This is a genomic window from Microcoleus sp. B4-D4, assembly GCF_036705185.1.
Lineage (GTDB): Bacteria > Cyanobacteriota > Cyanobacteriia > Cyanobacteriales > Microcoleaceae > Microcoleus.
On sequence record NZ_JAUBTX010000046.1, the window covers coordinates 26,257 to 50,183 of the forward strand.

General features: G+C 43.8%; 20 protein-coding genes. 8 read left to right on the forward strand and 12 right to left on the reverse strand.

Annotation, left to right across the window (positions count from 1 at the left end):
* Positions 1 to 223: 223 nt before the first annotated feature.
* On the reverse strand, positions 224 to 955 hold the full coding sequence (locus QUB13_RS24790; protein WP_333386149.1) for a tetratricopeptide repeat protein: 732 nt from the start codon (positions 953 to 955) through the stop codon (positions 224 to 226).
* A gap of 214 nt (positions 956 to 1,169) precedes the next feature.
* On the opposite strand from QUB13_RS24790, the gene QUB13_RS24795 reads away from it, so the two are divergent.
* From QUB13_RS24795 to QUB13_RS24810, 4 genes are all read left to right on the forward strand, one after another.
* Entirely contained in the window at positions 1,170 to 1,478 is a 309-nt protein-coding gene (locus QUB13_RS24795; RefSeq protein WP_194060141.1) for a nucleotidyltransferase family protein, read from the forward strand.
* Entirely contained in the window at positions 1,475 to 1,816 is a 342-nt protein-coding gene (locus tag QUB13_RS24800) for a HepT-like ribonuclease domain-containing protein (protein WP_333386154.1), read from the forward strand. Before QUB13_RS24795 ends, QUB13_RS24800 begins: the two co-directional genes overlap by 4 nt.
* 250 nt (positions 1,817 to 2,066) lie before the next feature.
* A complete protein-coding gene (locus QUB13_RS24805; protein ID WP_333386157.1) occupies positions 2,067 to 2,279 on the forward strand; it encodes a DUF72 domain-containing protein in 213 nt (70 codons plus the stop codon).
* A gap of 403 nt (positions 2,280 to 2,682) precedes the next feature.
* Complete coding sequence (locus QUB13_RS24810) at positions 2,683 to 2,946, forward strand: hypothetical protein (protein ID WP_333386160.1); 264 nt, start codon at positions 2,683 to 2,685, stop codon at positions 2,944 to 2,946.
* Between the two features lie 247 nt (positions 2,947 to 3,193).
* Here QUB13_RS24810 and QUB13_RS24815 read toward each other — a convergent pair whose 3' ends face one another.
* A complete protein-coding gene (locus tag QUB13_RS24815) occupies positions 3,194 to 3,529 on the reverse strand; it encodes a hypothetical protein (RefSeq protein ID WP_333386163.1) in 336 nt (111 codons plus the stop codon).
* Between the two features lie 179 nt (positions 3,530 to 3,708).
* On the opposite strand from QUB13_RS24815, the gene QUB13_RS24820 reads away from it, so the two are divergent.
* Together QUB13_RS24820 and QUB13_RS24825 are read left to right on the forward strand one after the other, a co-directional pair.
* Complete coding sequence (locus QUB13_RS24820) at positions 3,709 to 4,536, forward strand: leucine-rich repeat domain-containing protein (RefSeq protein WP_333386165.1); 828 nt, start codon at positions 3,709 to 3,711, stop codon at positions 4,534 to 4,536.
* A gap of 265 nt (positions 4,537 to 4,801) precedes the next feature.
* Positions 4,802 to 4,963, forward strand: coding sequence for a hypothetical protein (locus tag QUB13_RS24825; RefSeq protein WP_333386168.1), 162 nt, complete (start codon positions 4,802 to 4,804; stop codon positions 4,961 to 4,963).
* 162 nt (positions 4,964 to 5,125) lie between these two features.
* Here QUB13_RS24825 and QUB13_RS24830 read toward each other — a convergent pair whose 3' ends face one another.
* The 8 genes from QUB13_RS24830 to QUB13_RS24865 all read right to left on the reverse strand — a co-directional run bounded on the left by QUB13_RS24830 (position 5,126) and on the right by QUB13_RS24865 (position 19,299).
* The gene (locus tag QUB13_RS24830; RefSeq protein ID WP_333386171.1) at positions 5,126 to 6,040 is read right to left on the reverse strand and encodes a GIY-YIG nuclease family protein; all 915 of its coding nucleotides are present in this window, start codon (positions 6,038 to 6,040) and stop codon (positions 5,126 to 5,128) included.
* A 191-nt stretch (positions 6,041 to 6,231) separates the two neighbouring features.
* Complete coding sequence (locus tag QUB13_RS24835) at positions 6,232 to 6,972, reverse strand: tyrosine-type recombinase/integrase (protein ID WP_333386174.1); 741 nt, start codon at positions 6,970 to 6,972, stop codon at positions 6,232 to 6,234.
* Positions 6,973 to 7,231: 259 nt separating this feature from the next.
* A complete protein-coding gene (locus QUB13_RS24840) occupies positions 7,232 to 12,820 on the reverse strand; it encodes a trifunctional serine/threonine-protein kinase/ATP-binding protein/sensor histidine kinase (RefSeq protein WP_333386178.1) in 5,589 nt (1,862 codons plus the stop codon).
* A gap of 134 nt (positions 12,821 to 12,954) precedes the next feature.
* Positions 12,955 to 15,288, reverse strand: a complete 2,334-nt coding sequence (locus QUB13_RS24845; protein ID WP_333386181.1) for an NAD(P)-binding protein — start codon at positions 15,286 to 15,288, stop codon at positions 12,955 to 12,957.
* Positions 15,289 to 15,407: 119 nt separating this feature from the next.
* Positions 15,408 to 16,655: a hypothetical protein gene (locus QUB13_RS24850; protein ID WP_333386184.1), complete on the reverse strand. Its 1,248-nt coding sequence runs from the start codon at positions 16,653 to 16,655 to the stop codon at positions 15,408 to 15,410.
* Positions 16,656 to 16,936: 281 nt separating this feature from the next.
* Complete coding sequence (locus QUB13_RS24855; protein ID WP_333386187.1) at positions 16,937 to 17,575, reverse strand: tyrosine-type recombinase/integrase; 639 nt, start codon at positions 17,573 to 17,575, stop codon at positions 16,937 to 16,939.
* 463 nt (positions 17,576 to 18,038) lie between these two features.
* Positions 18,039 to 18,449 (reverse strand): RNA-guided endonuclease InsQ/TnpB family protein, encoded by a 411-nt coding sequence (locus QUB13_RS24860; protein ID WP_333386190.1) that lies wholly within the window; start codon positions 18,447 to 18,449, stop codon positions 18,039 to 18,041.
* Between the two features lie 19 nt (positions 18,450 to 18,468).
* On the reverse strand, positions 18,469 to 19,299 hold the full coding sequence (locus QUB13_RS24865) for an RNA-guided endonuclease InsQ/TnpB family protein (RefSeq protein ID WP_333386193.1): 831 nt from the start codon (positions 19,297 to 19,299) through the stop codon (positions 18,469 to 18,471).
* A gap of 171 nt (positions 19,300 to 19,470) precedes the next feature.
* On the opposite strand from QUB13_RS24865, the gene QUB13_RS24870 reads away from it, so the two are divergent.
* Entirely contained in the window at positions 19,471 to 20,319 is an 849-nt protein-coding gene (locus QUB13_RS24870) for an arylamine N-acetyltransferase family protein (protein WP_333386196.1), read from the forward strand.
* Positions 20,320 to 20,437: 118 nt separating this feature from the next.
* Here QUB13_RS24870 and QUB13_RS24875 read toward each other — a convergent pair whose 3' ends face one another.
* Together QUB13_RS24875 and QUB13_RS24880 are read right to left on the reverse strand one after the other, a co-directional pair.
* Positions 20,438 to 21,826, reverse strand: coding sequence for a lamin tail domain-containing protein (locus tag QUB13_RS24875; protein ID WP_333386199.1), 1,389 nt, complete (start codon positions 21,824 to 21,826; stop codon positions 20,438 to 20,440).
* 1,181 nt (positions 21,827 to 23,007) lie between these two features.
* Complete coding sequence (locus QUB13_RS24880) at positions 23,008 to 23,151, reverse strand: hypothetical protein (RefSeq protein WP_333386202.1); 144 nt, start codon at positions 23,149 to 23,151, stop codon at positions 23,008 to 23,010.
* Between the two features lie 165 nt (positions 23,152 to 23,316).
* Here QUB13_RS24880 and QUB13_RS24885 point away from each other — a divergent pair, with 165 nt between their 5' ends.
* The gene (locus QUB13_RS24885) at positions 23,317 to 23,883 is read left to right on the forward strand and encodes a serine hydrolase (RefSeq protein WP_333386204.1); all 567 of its coding nucleotides are present in this window, start codon (positions 23,317 to 23,319) and stop codon (positions 23,881 to 23,883) included.
* The last annotated feature ends 44 nt before the right edge of the window (positions 23,884 to 23,927 follow it).

Genomic DNA, 23,927 nt, shown 5'->3' on the forward strand with positions numbered 1-23,927 from the left:
GGAGAAGCATTTATGAGTATCGGGTTTTATCCTTCAACCCAACGTGCAAGATTGGGCATCGCATTAAGTTGAAGGATACAATGCCATCACTTGCATTAGATTTCCAACTATAAATCTAGGAGTCACACTTCACTCTCCAAGCATTAGTCTTATGTGCAATCTCTCTTCAGTTCTAATTAGAACCGCTATAAATAGGGCTCCGAACAGGACTCTACTGCTCTTTTTACCGCTCGGCCTGTTCACGTGTTAATAACAAAGCTTTTTGGATGGCTGCTTTTCCTTCTTCCGTTCTGTCTACAGCATTGAGTACAAATCCCAGGTTATAGTAAGCTGCCGCATAGCTTGGATCGAGTTCGATCGCTTCTTCAAATGCTGTAATTGCTGCATCAAATCGACCTTGATTACCCAGTATTTGTCCGAGGTATTGATATACAACAACCGAATTGGGTGCCAGTTCTGTGGTGCGCTGAAGTACGCTGATAGCATCTTCGTATCTGCCCTGCTTATTCAAAGCAATACCTAAATGGTAATGTGCAGCAGCAGATTGAGGAGCAACTTGAATTGCCTGTTGAAAATTAGTAATTGCCTCGCCGTATCTCTCTAGATTTACAAGTACCATACCAAGACCAACAAAAGCCTGTGGTTGGCTCGAATCAATCTCGATCGCTTTTCGATAGACTGTCATAGCCTCGGAAAATCTTTGCCGCTCGGCTAGTGTGGCAGCCATATTCAGGTAAGCTGCTGAATAATTAGGTGCAATCCTAATAGCGTTTTGGTAGGCCCAGATAGCTTTTTCACCTTGACCTTGATAATCCAAAGCCATTCCTAGCTTGAGGTAGACATACGCATTATCAGGATCGTGCTTCAGAAAACGCCTCCATATTGACTCAGCCTCAACATATTCACCAGCTTGCTGTGCTAAATCTCCGGCTTGAAATAGTTTTTCCAAATCCATAAATTTTCTCCCCCATGCAAAAGACGAATAACAGCATCAAGGTGGTGAGTCGTAGGGTTCAATTTGCATTCCCAGATGAACTCCTGTTAACTCTGCAAGCTTTATCGACTATACTACAATACTCTACAATGTCTGATAGCTTGGCTTTGAATGCTTACAGATTTAAGCTACTTTCGCTGATTAACTAACAATGACCCCTGTTGAGGAGGGTTTGATGAGCAAAACAGGATTAGGTATTCAAGAATTACTGTATTGTGAGCGATCGCAAATTCTAGCAATTGCCCAAAAACACGGAGCCTACAACGTGCGCGTATTCGGTTCGGTAGCGCGGGGCGAAGCGACCCCAGAAAGCGATATTGATTTGTTAGTGGATTACGATTTAGAGAAAATCACGCCTTGGTTTCCAGGTGGACTATTGCTCGATTTGGAACAACTACTCAATCGCAAGGTTGATATCGCCACAGTGGATATGCTCAAAGAACGGATTCGCGAGCGCGTTTTGCAGGAGGCTGTACCATTATGAGGCGAGAAGCGGAACGGCTGCAAGATATATTAGATGCAATAACCGCAATTGAACGATATGCAAGCCTTGGCAGGCAGGAATTTGACAACCAAGAATTAATTCAGATTTGGATTGTTCATCACCTGCAAATTATTGGAGAAGCAACAAATGCGTTATCGTCCGAGCTAACTAGCCGATATTCGTCCGTGCCTTGGGCGCAAATTGTAGCGTTTAGGAATCTTGTGGTACACGAATATTTCCGAGTCTCGTTAAACCTAGTTTGGGCGATCGTACAAAATAATTTACCTCCGCTGAAGGTAACAGTAGAACAGATTTTAGAGGAGTTGCTAGATACGTGAGTTCAGGACTATTATTTGGAACGATCGCTCTTTGGGTGTTTTGCCGTTCAAGCTCCTATTAATTTCCTCACTCCTTCAAGATAGAAAAGCCTGAGACGTTCGCCCAAAGCAGTAAAGTCAGGTTCGCTGTTTAAAGGAGTCCTTAATAGTTCAACTTGCTTTCTCTATTTTTAGCTGATTGATAGAGTGCGGTAGCGATGCGGGCCGACTACACTTAAATTCACACGCTTATTGGTGGAGTAAAAAGGCGATGGTTGTTCGCATCGGTACTTCAGGTTGGAGTTACGACCATTGGGAAGGTGTGCTCTACCCCCACCAGCTACCGCCTCGCTCCCGACTCGATTGCTACATCCAGCACTATCAAACCGTCGAAGTTAACAGCACCTACTACCGCTGGCCGCCAAACGCTACCTTCGCTAACTGGCAGCAGCGCCTCCCCCCAGGATTTCTGATGACGGGGTGAAATGAGCAGTCGAACAGAAACTTATGCTAAGGAATTGATTAGCCGTTTTGAATGCTGCGCTCGCTTCTTATAAACCTGTACCAATTGAGCTGTCTGAAATTTAAAAGCCTCAAATTCTTACTGTGCCGTACAAAAAAGCTGTACCAAAAAACCTATGCTCTAATTGGTACAGTTTAATTTTCAATTCTTTAAGTTTTTAAGAGACAAAAAGAGTGATTCCCAGAATGCTTATCCAGTAAAGCTTTCAGCCTTAACGTAAGTTTCTGTACGGCTGCTCATTTACCCCCGGTGAGTGCTGTGAGACACAGAAAACCCGCCAGAGTTAAGTATGATGCTACAGATACTCTAGTGAGCATTAGCTCGACAACGGGACAAATACAAACCATAAAAAGGAAAAACTCTCATGGATGAGCAAAACTTGAAGCCCCAAGCGGAAGAAGCCGTCAACCCTAGCACTACCGAAGAATTGCCGGACATACTGTCTCAAGAAGTCGTGCAACTACATGGAGACTCAGCAAATTCTAATGCTGTTTCCGGTGATTTCTACAAAGATATTGGGCGGAAATTTAATCAAGACGCTAAACGAAGCAAGGGGGGTAAAGCACCACCCTTACCAAACTTACCAGGAAGTTCAGGTTCATTTGGTCACTCTACCAATGTCTCTTAATTTCTTAAAAACTGCCTTTCCTCCTGTCTAGGAGCTTGATTTTCCCGCCATGAACTGTTCCGCAATTTCCCTTACAGGTGGGGGGTTTCTCATAGTAAATATATGACAACGGTTACAAGCACTAAGTGGGGAAATATCCGTTTCTGAATCGTAAAATCCGAAATAATGAAAAACCCGCCAGATTAGGAGTCTAGCGGGTTTTATCTAGTGTTTTTCTTTGCTTTGATAGTTTCTTTGATACTTTCTCCTACAATTCATCCAATTCCTCTATATTTTTAAGTGAATTTTCTATATGAATTAACCCTTTATTTGTAATTGAAACAGCAGTGTATCCACTCATCCCAATTAGACCTTTAATAGAAAATATTTCACTAATAAAACCTTGGTCTAGTAAAACCTTTAAAATATTATACAATTCCTCATTTTGAATATCTTGAATTTTAGTGTACTTTGTAATGTCTGAATTACTGATATTATGTCTACCTTCTTTTGTTAAGTCGTAAAGAGTATATAAGACGTGTAAAGGTTTATCTATAGTATACATAGTTTGAACAGATGCTAGAGGTAGAGATTTATAAAACATTTTGTTACCTCGGTTGATTGTAATACTTTTGTAAGCTATTTTTTAACCTAACACATAAAGTGTTTACATACCACACTATCGATTCTGTAAGGATTTCAAGCTCTAGGCGGGGAAATGTCGCTTTCCAACAAGCTAAATTCTGGTCACAATGAAATAAATGTTACTGAGAGGTAAACGACATGAGCCGAGAGGAAGCAGTGCGACGAATTGAGCAGGTTGCTGATGAAAATTTGACTGAATTAAATTTATCGGGCTTGCAGTTGCAAGAAGTACCACCGGAAATTGTCAAGTGTACGCATCTGACACGGCTTAATCTCAGCCAGAATCAGATTACCTCCATCCCAGAGGCGATCGGGCAACTGTCAAATCTGATAGGGCTTGACCTTAATGACAATCAGATTACAGCTATCCCAGAAGCCATCGGCAAACTGTCAAATCTGACAGGGCTTTACCTCTGGAGCAATCAGATTACGGTCATCCCAGATGTGATCGGGCAACTGTCGAATCTGGCAAAGCTTGACCTAACTAACAATCAGATTACAGCCATCCCAGACGGGATCGGGCAACTGTCGAATCTGACAGAGTTTGACCTTAATGACAATCAGATTGCAGCCATCCCAGATACGATCGGCAAACTCTCGAATTTGACATGGCTTGACCTCAGTGAGAATCAGATTACAGCCATCCCAGATGCGATCGGGCACCTGTTGAATCTGACAGGGCTTTACTTCTGGAGCAATCAGATTACTGAAATTCCAGAAGCCATCGGCAAACTGTCGAATCTGACAGTGCTTTCCTTCAGTGACAATCAGATTACAGCCATCCCAGAGGCGCTTGGCAAACTGTCGAATTTGACAGGGCTTGGCCTCAATGACAATCAGATTACAGCCATTCCAAAGGCACTCGGGCAATTGTCGAATCTGACAGAGCTTTGGCTTGGTGGCAATGAGATTACCTCCATCCCAGAGGCGCTCGGTCAATTGCCAAATCTAAAAATACATGAATAGGCTGAGGGAACTGTAACAGTTTCCAGCTCTAAATGGAGAAATTAGATTATCCCCGCCTATAACAAGGTTTTGGAGCAAGTTGGAAATTACCCTTTCCCCCTGTCTAAACCCCTAGCGAAATTTTTTCGACGGGCTGTTAAGTCTTTGTCGAAGCAAAAAACATTTAGAAAACCGTCGGAAAAATAGTCGCCACCCTGCCGATTTCTGCGGTGTAAGCACACCCACTGTTAGCAAGTACCGTAAGCGCTTACAAGAAGAAGGGCTTTTGCCAGAAATTCAAGAGCGAACTGACAAGAGCGGCCGCAAACTCAAAACGGGGAATATTGGCACGAAAGCCAATCACAAAGAGAAAATCCTCAAAATTGCCAGTGAGTTAGAGGCGGACGAAATAGAGGAAATTATTGGATTGCTAGAGGCAATGCTCTAAAAACGAAACCCGTTGCGCTTCTTTGAGAGAATAATTACAACTTGTCCACCGCCTCACTGGACAAGTTAAATTAAAGGGCGATCGCGTTCATACAGCGAGCAATGGCTATGGGAAAGCAGCGATTACCCGCTCTGCACGTCGCTGAAAACCCGCTTTCTACAATCATCTTGCAGTGAAGAGCGCGATCGCATCCGACTCAGTAGCCGACAGAACCTTGGGTTCCATCCCGTATAAATCATTCAGCACCGCCTTGACGTTCGGAAATTGAAAATATTCCGTCAGCTTGCCAATGCGATAATTAAAAGCTTTGTAGCGGTGTTTGAAGTACAGCTCCACATTCCCCCGATGTTCCCAAAGTCCCAGCAAATTGACAACCACATCCGAGTAATGCGCTCTCACATCCCGCTGCACCTCGGCGATGCGTTCCTCGATCGATCGAGTAGTAATTCCAATTTTATAAAAGCTGTGCCCATCAGCTTTGACTTCAAGGAAATAGAGCGAATTCACCAGAATCCGACGAAGCTGCGATCGATAAATCAGCAAATCAGCCCGCCGTTCATCCAAACAAGATAACCCCGCAGCTTCAGCAATTTCTACAGAGCCTTCCAACGAAGCCAGCTCCGACAGCAGCAAAGGTTCCTGAACTTGGTTGAACAATGCTAGGGGAAGTGCCCCTACTGGGATTTTACCCAAGTCGGTAAACTGATAACAGCGATCGCCCGACGACTCCACCAATCCTTTCAACTGCCACCGAAAGCTTACCAAGTCTTTGGGAATAGCATAATCCTGTGCGCCGTACTCTTTCCACAGCACCTTCAACTGTTCCAATTCCTCACCCTTTAACTGGATGGTGAAGTTGTCATAGAGGGGCAGCGCGGGGAAAGCTTTGGTTTTAATCCGCTGTGACACGGGCTTGCAAGTTTCCTCAGTGTGCGCGAAGTGATGTTCTTTCACTTTCCCCTTTTTCGCTGTCAATCCGCCACCGCAGTAGAGACAAGTTAGCTGAGTTTTTCCCCGCGACACTTCATCAATGCTCGTCAGTTCGCCACTGGGAGCAACACCAAATTTAAGCCACATAGTCAAAAGTTCTCCTAAAAGCAGGTTTTCGTAGATGCACCTGCTCCACACGATCGAGAATTGTAACAAATCCAGGGGTTAGGGCTTCTGCCTTGGGAAAGAAAGCGATCGGCATTCGATGCTCTTGATGCGCGACTTTAATCCTTGCGTTCCAAATCTAAAATCTCAAATCTAAAATCTCAAATTGCCCGTCACCAATCGGGAATTTCTTGGGCCGCGTCGTCGGATGGGGCTTGCGGGTGTTGGTGAGGGGGCAACGGATTTTCTGGCGTTGGGGGAGCTAAATCAGGATATGGGTGTTTCCTGACGTAGGAAAGGGTAGAGAGCGCAGAGACGGCTCCCCTTACTTGGTCGGGCCGCACTTCTAAGTATTTTTGCAACTGTTCGAGGTTGCGGTGGCCGCTGATTTCTTGAATGATCCGCAATGGAATCCCCGCGTTGCTCATCTGAGTGAGTGCCGACCTTCTGAGGCTGTGGGTGGAAGCGCCGATGATGCCAACTTTTTCGCAAGCTTCTTGAAATAGATGAGAGGCAGCTTCCGGGTTTGCGTGTTTCCAGCGGTGATTGAGGTGGCGGCTGGGGAATAGGTAGGGGTGTTCGGGATGTTTGTAGGTTTCTAACAGCAGCCTCAACTCTTGAATGATCGGGATAGTGCGGGTGCCGAGCTTGCCTTTGGTGTTGCCTTTGCGGATAATCATTTCTGAGCGGATGGCATTCGCCGGGGTGAAAACGTCGATGACTTTCAAGCTGCACGCTTCGGCAATGCGGCAGGCGGTGTACAGACAAATTCCGAAGAGGGCGCGATCTCGGTCGCTCTGCAAACCGTCGTTGAACAAGAGTTCGATTTCCTCTTGAGTGAATATCTTGGCCTGCCCGTGTCCCTCTATTTTCATCTTGGTGTATACCCGACCCGACGCTCCAAAGTCTTGCATACTTACTGCATTACTGCATCGGTTGGGGGTATTTCTTAACACGATGGCTGAGGGTGAGCGTCATAAATTAGCCCAAGTGCAGCTAACGCAGTAAAGGTGCAAAGGTCACATTTATCGGAGCAATTAGCTTAACAAAAGTAGTAGGATTAAGGATACTAAATGGGTTGATGCACTGCTAAAATTGGTTGACAAACTGCTGTTACTGTTCTCTATCCAAATTGTTCTCAAAACTCAACTCAATTATGTACTAGCAAAACGTCTATATACCCTGCGATAACGGAATTTCCAAAACAAACTCAGCTCCCCGCTTCGGTGCTGAAATGCACGTTAGCTTGCCGCCGTGTTTTTGTACGATAATTGAGTGCGAAACAGACAAGCCCAGACCAGTCCCCGAACCTACAGGCTTAGTTGTAAAAAAGGGATCGAATACCCGAACGCGGACTGATTCACTCATTCCAAGTCCGTTGTCCGCAATTGAAACGATCGCGCTAGTGCCTTTTACCTCTGTGCGAATCCGAATCGCAGGCGTTGGACACTGCTGGTTATCCAACTGTACCAGTGCGTCGATCGCATTCCCTAGAATATTCATAAACACCTGATTGAGTTCTCCAGCAAAACACTCGACTAAAGGCAAGTTCCCGTATTCTTTAACAACTTGAATTTCTCTGCCCGCAATGCCGACCGGCTTGCCGCTATCCTCCCCATCCCCCGGTGGTTCCGCAGGGTGCAGGCGGTGCTGCAAAATCAGCAGCGTGCTCTCAATCCCTTCGTGAATGTCAACCCGCTTCATCTCGCTCTCAGAAAGACGCGAAAAATTCCGCAAGCCTATCACAATATTGCGGATGCGCTCAGCTCCAACATTCATCGACTTCAGAATTTGCGGCAAGTCTTGTTTAAGGAAATCCAGTTCAATTTCCTCTGTGACTGCTGCCAAATCTGGAGTAACATTGGGGTATGTTTGCTGGTAGGTATCGATCAGTTTCAACAAATTTTGCATATATTGAGTTGTGTAAGTAAGATTACCGTAAATGAAATTAATCGGATTATTAATTTCGTGAGCAATTCCTGCCACTAACTGTCCCAGACTGGACATTTTTTCAGTGTGAATCATTTGAGCTTGAGTTTGTTGTAACTCTCGCAGAGCAATTTCTAGCTGAATTGCTTGTTCTTTCAACTGCATTTCTGACTGCCTCAAAGCTGATTCGATAGAGATTCGCTCGCGAATTTCTTGTTGTAAGAGCGCGTTTTTTTCTGTAACTTCCCGCGTTCTCTCTTGCACTTTAACCTCTAAAGTCTCGCTGTACTCCTGCAACTTTTCATTAGCAGCAGACAAATTCTTATAGAGAAAAGCGTTTTCTAAAGAAATTGCAGCCTGAGTAGAAAGAATCTTTAAAACTTCCTGCCGTTCTTCTGTAAAAGCACCTGTTGCCAGATTATTCTCTAAATAAAGCAGAGCGATTAAACTGCCTCTATTAATGAGAGGAACACATAAAATAGACAGGGGATGATTTTTGACAATGTAGATATCATTTTTGAATAATTCATCCTTCCCAGCATCATTTAAAACAACATCTTTTTTCGTTCTAGCTACATAATTTATTACAGAGACTGGCAAATCCTGGCTGAAAACGATTGGAAGCGACTGCTGCACTATTATGCGATCTTGTTCAATATAGCCAGACGCTTCTATTAGCAAATCACCATCTTTTGCTAAAATCAAAATACCACTTTGTGCGCCAGCGTTCTCCATCACAATTTTGAGCAATTTTTCTAGCAATTTACTCAAAACAACTTCGCTTGCTAAAACTTGCGAAGCCTTCATTACTGTTGCTAAATCGAGGAAAGAGTTACCTGTTGTACTATTTGTAGCTGTTGTTGTGGTAGAGAGAGTTCCCTCTATGCTGGTGTTCCCAGCAGCAGATATCAAAGAAAGAAGCTGGGGATATCTTGACTCCAAATCTGCAACCTTAGTCTTCGCTCCCCACCGAGCGTAGCCGTAGTATGCTGATGCCATGTAAGTCTGACCGATCTCCTCTCTTGAAGCCCCTAAATAAAATTCAGCCGCCAGTTCGTAAGCTAAAGCTTCCTCCTGAACGTACCCCTGTTTTTTAGCTCCCGCGATAGCGAGATCGTAATACTCCATCGCTTCCCAATTTTGCCCTTTCACCCGCGCTATTTCTGCCTCTACTAACTCGTATCTGTGCTGGTTGTTTTCTGGTGCATGGTACGCCCACAGCTTCATTCTTTCTTGATTTGACTCAACATTAACCAAGTATTGCTGCTGTTCGTTGCAAGAACTGATATCGCCCTGAGAATCAGAATACTCAGCCAAAAGAGCCAGAGAATAATAAAAATTGTGTTGCGGAACTGTTACAAATCCTATCGCCCCATCTAAATATGTTTCTGCTTGCCTAGCACTAGCAATTGAAAGATTATATTGTCTAAATAAATAATAAATAATTGCTTTAGCAAAATAGGTATGAAAAATCGATAATTTATTATGATTTTTCTCTAAAACAGGTAGCATCTCTTCTTCATTAAAACTCTCACCAATTAACTTGTATTTATCTGCTGAATGTCCCAGCAAATTCAATACCATTTGTCGCCATACTTTAATATAATAAAGTGAAAAATCTTGCTTATTTTTTTTTGTAAAGTCAATAAATTGTGCCTGCCTATTAGCCACATTTTTCAACTCTTCTCCCAGAAAAAGAGGGTAAGTTGAATAATTGCAAGCACAATAACAGGCGTGTTCTATATCTCCAGTTTCTAATCCGCTTTCTATCCCCTCCCAGAAAGGCTCTAAAGATTCTCTAGCGTGTTCTTTCCAATGTCTGACAAAGATATTAAATAATGCGAAAACTTTGGCTTTTAGTTTTTTAGTTTTAAAATTTTCCAATAGTTTAATTGAAAGTTTCCCAGAGCGATAACCTAAATCTATATCGCCCAATACGCTACACAAAAGCAGTCCGTAATAACCATAAGCAAAACTGGCAATTTCTGAGTTGCCATATTCAACACATAGACTTACCATTGTCAAAATTGTGAAAATTAGCAAAGGTGGATTCGCAATATAAGCAGGAGCGCACAGATTCATCATGATTCGTAGTGCTGCCAATTTATAATTATCAGTCATTTGTGGGAGTTTTTCTAAATCTTCAATTTGTCTATCTCCCATAATAGTTTTTGTTTGGATGAGGGCTGTACCAATATTATTTTGAGTCGGCTGTTGAGGTAGCCTAATTTCCAGTATCTCTAAAACTTTTAGGGCTGTATCTATTGCCAACTGCATTTGATTTTGAGCTATGTAAAATAGCATTTGTAACTCGTAAATTTGAATCTTTTCTAAAATGAGAGTAGCATTAACCAGGACAATCTCAGAGAGCGCTCGCGCCCGCTCGAAATTAGTCGTTAAGTATGCCACTTCTACTGTTTCTACATATAGAGTCAGGGTTAAGTCATACTGACTCTGCCAGCTATTAGCAGCGAGGAGTTCCAAACCCATATTCAGATACTTAACAGCCGATTCATAGGCAGTCGCTGCCTTTGCTTTCTGAGCAGCAATTAGATTTAGGAAAGCTAGTTCATCTTTTTCTACTTGCTCAACAACTAAATCAGCACCAAAATTAAGTTGATTGACTAAAGCAAAAATATTTTCTTTTCTGTCTTCAGGAGTGGTATTTTGCAACAGTAGTTTGCCAATACTCAGATGAGTGACTTTTTTCTCGGATTCGGGGATTAAAGAATAAGCGGCTTGCTGGACGCGATCGTGCAAAAACTTATAGTCAACTCTAGCATCACGAAGCATAAGTTCGTCTAGTTCCTCCTGCCCGAAAATTAGAGGAATTTTGTAGTTTTCACTCAAGGGTAAAATTAGACCAGCATGAAGTGATGCCCACAACTGAGAAGCAGTAACTAATTCTGATTCTTCATTAACAATTGCTAAAACGTTTAAATTAAAAGTGCTGCCTATACAAGCAGCCAATTTTAAGACTTTTTGGGTTGATACTGGTAGTTTTTGAATATTTTTTGCGATCAGTTCAACGATATTGTAATCGACAATGCCAATGCTTTGAATTTCTTCGATGTCCCACTGCCAAATACCGATGAAAGTATCGTAGGTTAGTAGATTTTCAGAATACAGGACTTTCAACAGTTGAGTCAAGAAGAAGGGATTGCCTTGGGTTTTATTGAAAAGTAGTTCGGAGAAGGATTTTATACGGTTTGTGTCTGGAGATTCATTGAGCGTGTCTGCAATTAGCTGCCTAACATGGTTTAGCTGTAAAGGTTTAACAGTAATATTATTGATGGCAGCCCCACTTTCTCGAATTTTTTCTAATGTCTGAATCAAGGGATGAGCTGGATTGACTTCGTTATCTCGATAAGCTCCGATCGTTAACAGGTATTGGCTATCGCGATCACTCATCAACATTTGGATTAGTTTGAGCGATGCAGAATCAGCCCACTGCAAGTCGTCAAGGAAGAGAACGAGGGGATGAGAAGGTTGACAAAAGACTCTGAAGAACTGTTGAAAAACGCGATTAAAGCGGTTTTGAGATTCAGACGAACTCAGTTGTGGCACTTCTGGCTGAGGACCGACAATCAGTTCAACTTCGGGAATAACATCAATAATTAGAGAACCATTTTGACCCAATGCAGTTAAAAGTTTCTCTCTCCAAACAGCTATTTTTTCAGAGTTTTCGGTTAATAGTTGTCGCATTAGTGACTGAAAAGCTTCAATTAATGAAGCGTAAGGAATATTGCGATTAAACTGGTCAAATTTACCAGCAATAAAATATCCGCACTTAGTAACAATAGGTTTGTGAATTTCATTCACTAAACAAGATTTACCTATCCCTGAAGAACCGCTGACCAGCATCATTTCGGCGGTACCGAGACTGGTTCGTTCAAACGCTTCCATTAATACAACTACCTCTTCTTCCCTACCGTAGAGTTTCTGCGGAATTAGCAGTTGATTGGATAAATCTTTAGCTCCTATAATAAAATGTGAAATTGTGCCGCTTTCCTGTAACTGAGCTAGGCAAGTTTCTAGGTCAGCTTTTATTCCCTCAGCAGTTTGATATCGCTCTTCTGCGTTTTTGGCTAATAATTTGAGTGTAATATCAGAAATAGCTTTGGGAATTTCTGGATTTAAGTGAATCGGCGCAACTGGTTGTTTTGCTAAATGGCAGTGAACCAATTCCATTGGATCAGTGGCTGCAAAAGGTAGGGAACCTGTCAGCATTTCATAAAAGGTTGCACCCAAAGAGTAAAAGTCGGTGCGATAGTCAATCGACCGATTCATCCTGCCAGTTTGCTCTGGGGATATATAGGCTAATGTGCCTTCCAGACAATTAGGATTGTTAATTGTTTGGTTTTCTCTGTCCAGGCGAGAAGAAATGCTAAAATCGGTAATTTTAACCACCCCAGTTGCGGGATTGATAATAATATTTCTCGGTTTAATATCTTTATGAATAATCTGCTGTTGGTGCAGTTGCCCTAAAGTTTCTGCTAACTGAATTGCTATTTTAAGAAAGCTGATTATATCGTTTTTTAGTTCGCCAAAAATGTAATTCAAAGATTGGCCACCAAAATCTTCCATGATTAAGGCAAAGCTATTCCGATATCTTTCCAATTCCAAGCAATTAACAACTCCTGAAATGTTCAGGTTCTTGGTAATTTCATATTGAAACTTTAAATTAGCAACATCAATAGGATGGGGATACTCTGAGTTGAGCAACTTAACAATAACAGGCTGTTGGTTCTGAACATTCAGCCCTCGATACACAACTGTTTTGATTCCTTCATTTATTTTTTTTAAATTTGTATATCTCAGAAGACTTAGCATAATTGTTGAATTTTTTAGCGAACTTAATTAAGTATTTATGAGATCGGACATCCCAAAACCAAGACAGACAAGAGTTTGATTGTTTCTTGAGATGCAATTTAAATGCTGAGCAGGCTTACACCCTGACACAGTTTTCAGAACCAGGAATCCCGCTCACCGATAATTTTTTTTGCATACTCAATCCCAAAAATTTGTGTCAAAATAGCACGAGCAGCCTGCATAGCTGACATAACGGTTGCTTCGACACAGCCTGAATTGTAACCGTTGTCGATCCAGTCACCCGTCAAGTAGAGGTTATCGAAGCCAGATTCATCGGTTTTGAGCCGATATTTTGTACTTCCGGGGACAGAAAGCACGTAACGCTCTGAAGGGTCGATGTTGACTCGCCAGTATTGAGAGTAGAAACGCTTCTGTCCCGGCTGGTTTTTTAGATCGACAAGCAAATCCCAATTCAACCCTTGAGGATTTTCTGGAGTGGTAGCTTTAGGCCATAAGTTACCGATTTGGTTTTCGAGGAAGTTGATAGCCTGTTGTTCTACTTTCTCCTGTTCCCTTTTGGGGAAATCGCGATCGCTGCTAGGAGGAATTCCTGAGTCTGCTATTACGCCTGTAAAATAAGCAAGATTGTAGGGATAATGTTCGGAAGGCCAATTTTCGCGCTGGATCAAATCGCTCATATCGGCATAAGTATCGAGGGGTTCTACATAAGAACCTACCACAGGACTGCCCCCAATCCATCCCAACTGCTGTAAATTAGATTTAAGCCACAACTGACCGCCTTGAGTGGGAACTGTCTCGATTTGATTCACCATCAACGCCCATTTTTGATGAGCCGGATTTTTTTCAGCATTAATCAAATCGCCGCAGATAAAGGGTAAAGCTCCTAGAGAAATGCCGAGAATTACCAAGTCAAAATCTTCTCCAACATTCAGAGTGACTGGGGTTTCATTATCTTGCCACGGAGTCCAAAAAGACTCCAAATTTACCTGCTGTTGCTGGAGTTCTTCACCTTCTACAATTTGCTCGTAGAGGGGTTTGCTCGGCCAGCAGAGGAGCCTCTTAACTTTAATCAGAGGCTCGTATTCCCGAGCCGGTTCTTTGAGATTCACCTGCCGTCCCAAAGAAATGCTAGCGATCGACTGCTGCGAATCGTCAAGGTGCAACTGTTTCACGCGGTGGAAAAACTCAAATTTGACACCACGACGTTTCAGCACTTTATAAAGCGGGGCGAAAATCGTATCTCCCATACCAGCTTGCATTTTCCACATAATCGCCCCGTTGTACTGGAAAATTACGGTTGTTAGGATACGGATTGCTGTTCCTGCTGCTAGTCTGGGCTGATGAACGTTCCCCCCAGGAAAGGCATAAACAAGGTCATACAAAACGCGGATAAATGCTGAATTGATGCTAGTTTCCCCGGCCCCGTGTTTTTGCAGCCACTCCCTATAATCATATTCGTCTAAAGAGTCTAAAGAACCCGAATAAATTACTTCATCAACAAATAATCCCCGAATGTTGGCAAATGCTAAATCTAACAAAACTAAAATCCGAAATGTATCGTCATCTTGCTCAAGTTCTGACTCGATAGAGCTTCTCAAGCGCTGCATAAATTGCTCTAAAAGCTTAAGAATGATCCTGTGGTGTTCGGAGCGGTGAGTGCGGGTATCGTCCGGCATGGATTTGGCTAACTTGTAGGCCAGAGCGAGAAATGTTCCTTCTGATGTTAAATCAATAGTGTCTAAGGTAGTTCCTATCTGTTTCATAGCATTTTCCAACCACTGACACCAGCGGGCTGGTTCTTTGAGAAGTAACTGCACCAGTTGGTCGGGAAGGTGAAGCGGTGCGATTTCTGAGGTGAGTTTAAGAGTTTCCCCGCCAATATCTATCTGTTTGGCAAGAAGTTCTAACCAGTTCGGGATTGGCTGATTGCTGGATAATCTGTTAACTGAACACTGAGATTTTAAAGAGTTTGAACCTTCAAATCCATCGTGCATCAATTTGAGCAGGGAGCAGATATGCTCCCACATCGAGAAATAGCCCCCTCCTTCCCAAGGAAGCAATTTATTCGTGGGAAAGTTGAAAGGCCACTGAACCCAGCGACCATTGATATATTCTTCGAGAACTATCAGGCTGTGCGGCTTGAAGGCATCTTCTATACTCAAAAACGGGCCGTCTTCTCCTAATTCGTCGTAGCACTGTTTCATCAATCGAAAAGCATTCTCGTAGAATCCAAAAAAAATGTGCAATCCATGTTCTTCTATTCGGTAGGTTGGTTCGTGGTAAGGCGGGTTAGACTCCACGCTGCGTCCTGATGCGCCTTTACCTCCCAGACGCCAGCCCTGTTGGTACACAGTAATATCGTAGAGAGCGTTCCATCCCGGCTGGCTGGTGAGTTCAAATGCAGCAGTTATGGAGGCGATTCCTCCTCCCAAAATGGCAATTTTTTTGAGTTTCGATGTTTCAGGCATTTATCGATTGAGTAGAGAATCTACTTTCAAAAGTATATTTTTAACTGCGCTTCATCCCGGGCTTTTTAGCCGGGGTTTTCATGGATTCGCGCTATAATTTGACTGAAATGAAAGTTAATTTAAGAAGGCGCTTTCCAAACTGTAGTACCATTTTCGACGGTGAAGTTGAAGTTGATCCAGAAAGACAGCTTGACGGGCAATCGAACTGATTCTCCTGGTTTTGTACCACGTGGGCGTAACCCCAAATCGTTAACTATGGGGTGGCTGGCATAATCGTACAGTGTGACCTCAAACTGATCGCCTAAAGAACCGAAGCTCAGGATGCGTCCGCTGTGATATTTGTACATTTTCATCAAATTTTCGACGATCGCTTGATAGCAAGCTCGGCTACCATCTTCTGCATCGCGGAATTGTTTGAGAAATACGACTGGAACTGCTGTATGAGTTAGGTAGTCAAAAATATTGAGTGGCAAACTAAAACCAGGAATCTCGATCCTACCATTGTTGTCAAAAAGTAGCTCTAAAATTTCATTGACTAATTCTTGTGGGGTATCCCAAGTCTTGTTAGGTTTAAAAGATACCTCCTTACCAACTCTGCAAACTTCTATCAACCTTTCATCTTGGGCTTGAATGTCCGGTATAAAATGTTTCCATAAAAGCGTCTCTAAAGTGAATAAATCAGGTGGCTGCGGGGGTTTGGGAATTTGAAAAGAACCCAGTTGTTTTGAAATACCGTAAACCTCGCGCCCTGAAATTAAAACTGGTGAGTTATTGACAAAAACGTAAGGCATGAACCAAGCTAGCCGCTCCACTACAAATGCAGGTCCTACTTGTTTTCCGACCATCGTCAATATCCAAAAAACTACCTCTTCTTCAAGAACATATCCCTTTTCGCTGTCTGGTTTGTTTGTGGAACTGAGCGAATCCATCGTTCCGAAAGTAAGGACAACATAGTGCATGGCAGGGCGATACTCAACTTCTCCTTTAGCTGGCTGGTTGAGATATGTGTCGCATACTGCTTGTAGCTTATGCAAAGAACCTTCTAAGATAAATCCATAGAGGTTTGTACCTTTGATGTCGTAGGGTTGAAGAAAACACTGCTCGCCAGCTCGTTCAATGTATTGTGGCGGTTTTAAATGGTGACTGCCGCCCGATAAAAATGTCTCGCCAAATTTATGTGCTTCTTGTTCTATGCTTTCGCCTCTAGCAGCAAGGTCTAGGAGTAGTTGCTCTGGCGATCGCGGCGGTTTTGCGAGGATGTCTGCTAATTTTTGCGGGTTATTGAGCAGTTCCGCGATCGCGCTGCTTGCTCCTAGTGCGGTGCGAAAGCCTGTTTGCAGAAGTTGAGCGGCGCTGTTAACATTCATTGCTTCATAACCTCATCGTGAGTTAGCTTGCAAACTTTTTATATTTCAGTCATATCACATACCGCTCTGTTCGATCTGAATTAACGCCTATTTTCTCAATCACAAACTCTTTATCGAGCGATCTAGAAAGCAAACTGAGTTCACGGCCCACCTATACTTCATGTAACCGTTGGGGTGATCCATGTGGTGTATATCTGACCCGACAGCGGAGTCGGTCAAACTTGCTGCATTACTTCACTGGTAGGCGGAGATGGAGTGATCGCGGCGGTTGGGGGCGATCGTCAGAAACTAGCAGACCGTTGCCAACTCGGTAATGAGCGTTTTCCAGTGTTAGAAAGGATGGAAATTGAAGAGATCGCTCCTGTGACTTGTTCTGGCCGGCACCTCTTTCGTAGCGCTGCAACTGTTCTGGCGTTGCGGTGGCCACTGATTTCTTGAATGATCCGCAGCGGAATCCCGGCGTTGCTCATCTGGGTGAGAGCCGTTCTCCTAAAACTGTGGGTGGAGGCTCCTTCGATGCCGGCGCGATCGAACGCTTCTCTCAAAATCCGATCCGCTGAGTTGGGGTGCAGATGCTTCCAATGATGGTTCGGGTGGCGGCCGGGGAATAAGTAAGTCTGACCCGCGTGGGGTTTCCAAGATGTCAAGAGCGATCGCAAATCCTCGATCACCGGAATCGTTCTGGTTTGCAGCTTGCCCTTGGTATTGGCTTTGCGGAAGTTAATCGTAGAACGGACGGTGCCAGAGTTTGTGTAGATATCCTTGACCATCAGAGAACAAGCTTCGGCAATTCGACAAGCCGTGTAGAGACAAACTCCGAACAGGGTGCGATCGCGTGAGGTTTGCAAACCTTTGTTGAACAAAAGCTCGATTTCCTGTTGCGTGAGTATTTTGGCCTGGCCGTGCCGTTCTATCTTCATCTTGGTGTATACTCGACCCGATACCACAGAGTTTGCCGCAAATACTGCATTGCTGCATCGATCGGGGGGATTTCTTAACGTGGTAGTCCAGGTCTGGATGGCGGGCGTAGAATACACATACAGCTATCACGGCCGCGCTGGATGCGACCGACGGTAATGTGCGGAAAGTTCAGAAACTCAGCAGACACAAAAATTTAAATACCTTGATGGTGTATGCAATAATCGCGGCCCCGACCAAAGAGACATTACCGATTTACTTGATGGGATGAAAGGAGCGAGCGGCGGGGGAAGCGGATGATTCGACGTGAAGGAGCGATCGAAATCTATGATTTTTCCGATGCTAAACACGAAGGAACGTTGGATGCGTAATGATTAATTATTCCCCATGAAGAAACTCAGCATTGACTCTGATAGTGACATCCTCCCCCACCAAATCAAAGATTATGGTGGGGGCTTCCCAAAATCACTTTTGAGATTTCCTGGTTTTTCCCTTGCGGGATTTCGACACTTGCCTAGACTCAGTTGCCTTAATCCCCGGTAGATCGTCTGCACAGGCAGTTTTAATTCCCGTCTGTCCAACGGTATTAATTAGTTTGATTCCTCGGTTTCTGATATTCTGACCTGCTGCTACATCCCTATCCGTCTTGTATCCACAATGAGGACAATCATGGATTCTCACACTCAGGTCTTTTTTGACTTCCCCACCACATTCGGGACACTGTTGAGAAGTCCTCCTTGCATCGACTTCGGAGAAGAACTTTCCACGCTTCCAGCACACATACTTGACAATAGTTCTAAACTGTCCAAAAGCAGCATCAAGCATATGCTTCCCAAACATCCCTTTGGCACTGACGCGGTAATCCAAGTCTTCCATGAAAACCATATCACCTGCATCAAGCGAGCATATGAGCTTGTTTGTAGTGAAAGTCTTTTCTCGTGTTGTCGATTTGGTGGTGAAGACGAGCAACTTTAAGACGTTGTTTCTCGTAGTTCTTAGACCTCTTCTGTTTCCTCGAAAGCCTGCGTTGCAGCAATTTCAACTCGCTTTGCAGCTTTTTAAAGAACTTGGGAGGTTTTATGAGAACACCGTCACTGGTTGCCAAAAACTTCTCCAAGCCAATATCCACCCCGATGGGATGACCATGAGGAGTTGGGTCAGGGACGCTAACATCACACTGCAAGGAGATAGACGCATACCAATAGTTGGCTTTCCTCAATATTCTGACCTGCTTGACCACAAACCCAGAAGGGATAGGGCGATGCAGATTAATTGGAATTGCTCCAATTTTTGGCAATTTAATGTGCAAGCTGGTTACTGGATTCTCCTTGAATTGAGGAAAAAGCAACGACTTGAACTGCCCGTACTTCTTGAAGCGTGGAAAACCAAATCCTCGTTTCTGAAAGTATTCCCAACCTTTGTGCAACTGCTTAATAGCATGCGGTCGAACTTGGGAAGGAACCTCACCCAGTCTGGGGAATTCCTTCTTGGCTCGTGGCAAGTTATTAAGTTGTTGAATTTCGCCAGGAAACTTTACTTCGGCAGGGAGGATGTATTCCTTTTCCAATGAGCATCTATCAACCAAACACTTACGACTATCGCACCAATCTTTTATCTCCCGAAGGGCGTAGTTATACGATCCTCGACAGAGTTCCATCCACTCAATAAGCTGCTGCTCTTGAGTAGTATCTGGATAGATTCGGTAGCGATGGGTAAGGGTCAGCATTCCCTTAGTATACTGAATTTACTGGCAAGTAGCGCAACATTAAATGTTAAGTTTAGGGACATCGAGTCCCGTAAACTTAACTAGGGAAGTCCATGTATCCCAACGCCGACCTGGGTACAGGTACGGCGTGGGTCTTAGAGCTGCCCCCAAACCCCCTCAAAAAGATAAAATATGCAATTGCAACAGCGACTGACTGAGATCGACCTTGATGCCTATTTTCAACGAATTGGCTATAGCGGTGACTGCTCGCCCAGGCTGACAGCGTTACAGGCAATTCATCAGCGACATTCCCAAACGATCGCCTTTGAAAACCTCAATTCACTCCTAAAACAACCGGTTTTGCTGGATTTAGCATCCTTGCAACAAAAACTCATCAACCAGGGACGGGGTGGCTATTGTTTTGAGCAAAATTTACTGTTGCGGGCTGTTTTGCTTGCTCTGGGCTTTCAGGTAACGAATCTAGCAGCTCGCGTGCTGTGGAATTTACCATCCGGGACGATCGCACCTCGCAGCCATATGGTGCTGTTAGTCAATATTGATGGAGAGCCGTACATTGCAGATGCGGGATTTGGAGGATTAACGCTTACCGCGCCGCTTGCTTTGACACCGGATATTGAACAACCTACATCCCACGAACCATTTCGATTGATTGCAACGGATCGCAGCTACATTATGCAAGCATATATCAAGCAGGAGTGGAAATCCCTTTACAGATTCGACCTTCAGGAGCAAGAATTACCCGATTATGAGGTGAGTAATTGGTACGTTTCAACTCATCCCAACTCGATTTTTGTTACTAACTTGATTGTGGCAAAACCGGGGTCAAATTGTCGTTATGCCTTGTGGAATAATCAGTTTACGGTGCATTATTTGGACGGTCGAACAGAACATCGCGTCCTTTCAACGGTTGCAGAGTTACGCGCTACCCTTGAGAATGTTTTTTGTCTCAACTTGGGAGCGATCGCCGAGATCGATCGGATGTTACAACAATTAATTGAGCGATCGCGTGCGATGACCTAACGGTGAAAGCGGGCAACTCTCGATTTATGGCAAGGGCTGACAAGGACTTTTCGATAGATTTTCTTGCGGAAAGTATTAAATCCGACATTCCGCACGCCTTTAGACGAAAGCCTCTCGCTCAGGACAAGAAGCGACCGTAGTTGTACACTTCTTCTTCGCCCAAACGGTCAATAATCGCCCAATGTACTGTGTTGAGTTCAGGAATTTGTAACATAAATATCCAGTTAGCTTCTATGCTTTCCCCTTTTGTTGGGAGCATCGGTGTCTCTGGAGTACAGAGGGTAATTTTAGTGGTGGGTTTTCGCAGATATTGGTAAGACGAGGGTACATGATCGCCGTTAAAATAGGCGAAGGGCACACCCACAGCCGCAGCATTATCAGCGATCGTGTCTAGAACCGAGCCTTCTTGTGAGTTGTCAAGTTCAAAGCTATCGTATGCTGAAGTTAATGCTTCCTCAAAAGTTACCTGACCGCCTAAAGCTTTCTGTGCCTCAATCGCTTCTGGATCTGCCTCTAGAATTAGATTGTCTAAGCCAAGGGATGAAGTTAGATTAGACAGTTTTTGACTGTGCTCAGTATAAGCATAGCTAGACATCAAATTTCCCATCACATCCAAAAGCCTTCCCTCGTCTGAAGAGTTATTCCAAACAGAGCGTTTGCTACCGAAAGAGAAGCCGCCTGACTCTGGATGCACCTCGTTAGTATAAACTCGACACTCAGCTCCTTTTTTCAAGACTGTCCCCGCGGGAAAAGAGAATTCTTGATTGCGATTGTCTGTGTGAATTTTCCAGCCTGATATATCTATATCAACCAGCCCATCGCTGACAATAGCGATATATTCGTCCGCAGAAGTGGATTTAACGCTTCCGTCTGAAAAAATCCTCGAAATCCTGACGTGGGGTGTTGCCTGTGAGAGATCGAGTATTGCATACAGCCCTTCTCCATCAGGACTAGAAACGAGAATTTGATTGGCCTGCTCGTCAGGTTGGAAATCGATAATCGAACTGCCATTGCGTTGATAGAGAGATTTAACTCCAGCAAAAATCGGATGATCGCTATTAATGGGTTGATTTCCTGAAATCCCGTTATAGCCCTCTTTAAACTGTAAACCAACTTCCCAAAGAAACCAGTTAAAGTTATACGCTTCAGCATAGTCCTCATTTTCCGTCTCGGCAGCTAAATAAACGTTCCCTCCGGCTCCAACCAAATCTCTGATTCTAGTCTCATCAATACAAATTTCATGTGTAAAAATCGCATCCACATCTTCTGGGATGTCATATCCAACCGTCCATGTATGACCAGCTTCAGTCATTGTCTCTGCTAAAGCCGATTCAGATTCTGCTAAATCCGGGTCCAAGTAAGAATGAAACTTGCCTGGACGACCGCCCGCAAACCAATGTGCAATATTTTTAGCAAAAATTGCCGCGTCAGGAGATTGTTCAAATCCGACGTTACTTAAAGTTGAAGCATCATTAGCGAGAAAGATTTTGCCTAATTTTTTGTTCATTGACTCGGTTCCTAACCTTCGGAGTAGTTGATGGACTTACTGGTGTGGGTGCAGGGAAAGATGGTTAATTGTTGCTGTGACAAAATTCTCATTTCTAAGTGGAGATTGTTAATCACAAAAGGAATGCCAACTATCGCTCGCTTTTATAGACATATCCTTAATATAAACAAAATAGTCCGATAAAAACGAGCGAAAATATTGGAAGAGAACGGGACAAGCCCTTTAGCAAGAATCTAAACACTCCAGCCAGCAATCTTGACACTTACGATCCTGTATTAAATGCAACTGTAAATGTGACGCTCGACAGGATTAAATACAACGCTCGCCAGGATTAAGTGCAACGCCGCTTGCGATCATCGGTTTGAGCCAGGAGAACCGTGCAACTATCAATAGAACTTCCACTTAGCAGCGGTTTCGCGCCCGATCGGGGGTGCTGGCAAAAATTTCAGCGCTTGGCGTAAATTTCTGCACGATTGCTACTCAAACCCCATAAAGCTAAAAAAGCAGCAGCCAGGGCTTTGGATACCTTGCGATTAATTTTCATGGGGTTTCGTTCTGGTTTGGTATTGCAGTCAAACAAGCCGTAGATGCAGCGGAATCAAGAGGGAGTTGCGATCGCGTTTCGATCCATCCTACAGCGTCTCGCATAAAAATCCACCTCTGCCTTGATTCCCTGCTGCCAATCCCTGATGGTAAATTGACGATGCTATAGCAACCGAGCTTCATCAGAATAATCACAAATCCTGGGAGTTCGGGATTTTTCTGTTGGCAATACCGTTGGTAGCGAAGTGAACGATTTTATAATTGCCTAAACGACCATTTTTCTACTGCGATGCGTTGCTTTTCAAGCCGTTTATAAGGAGTTTATTGGCTTCTGATGCTTTGATATAGCTATCTTAAATGATTCACAAAATTTTATAAATTATAATGGTTGCAAGTATAATAATTCAATACTCCGGACAGTTTGGGAGACAGAGGCTGAAACCCTCATTCTACCGTTAGCATTTGACCTCACTGAGAAGGCCCAAACCCGCATTCTGCCGTTAGTGATTGAAAACTGTCCGGACTATTGATAATTGCATACTGACTGAATATTAGTGAAAAAAACAATATGTGCGATCGACAACATTTAAAAGAGTTAAATGATTTTATCGATAGCAACCCCGACTAAGCGTGAACTGCTAAAGGTACTCCTTCGCAATATCTTTAGCAGATGGCAAGATTTCCCTCAACAGTATCCAAATGTGTTTGCCTGAATCGATCGCCTCCAACATTTTCCCGGTTTTGTCGCCTTGCTTGGCATTGAGGGAGCCTGTTGCAGCCAAAGAAGGGTATCAAGCCAATACTTCTGGGTTAACCCTAGAACCATCAAAAAAGGTCGCTGTAAGTTTCCCTCTAAAAAGCCAACGCACAGAGGTACAGGAATTAAAATCTGATCCCTAACTTATTCTATCCTTAATACGGCTTAACCCCAACCGAGAACTATTGACATGATTCCAACAATTAAAAAAGCTTGGCTTTACACATTTTGCTTGTTATTACTGACTCTTGGTTGCACCAGCGTTAACTCCAGTAATAGAGAAGACACCCCCAACAACGAGACAAACGCGCCTCGCGGTATCACAATATCCAACGCCGACCGCACAAACGAATTGCGCGATCGAATCGAACAAATTTCTCAGGCGGCTCTAGGGCGCGTTGGAGTGAAAGCCACAGTGCTAGAAACCGGAGAGTCAGTCACTCTGAATGGAAATCAGAAATTTCCGATGCAAAGCGTTTACAAGTTTCCTATTGCAATGGCTGTTCTGGCTCAAGTAGACCGAGGAAAACTGAAGCTAGACCAGAAAATTCGTGTAGAAGCCAGCGATGTTCTCCAGGGTAGTCGGATTCTCGACGATTCATCGCAGGGAATGGAATTCACTCTGGCTGAATTATTGAAGTATATGGTTTCTGAAAGTGATAATACGGCTTCTGATATGTTGTTACGACAAGTCGGTGAACCTATGATTGTCACGGAGTATTTGCGGTGCGATTCGTTGAAACGTGAATCACGGTAATCAGTCCGTACATAGCGTTTCCAGCCACAAGGCTGAACTCTCGG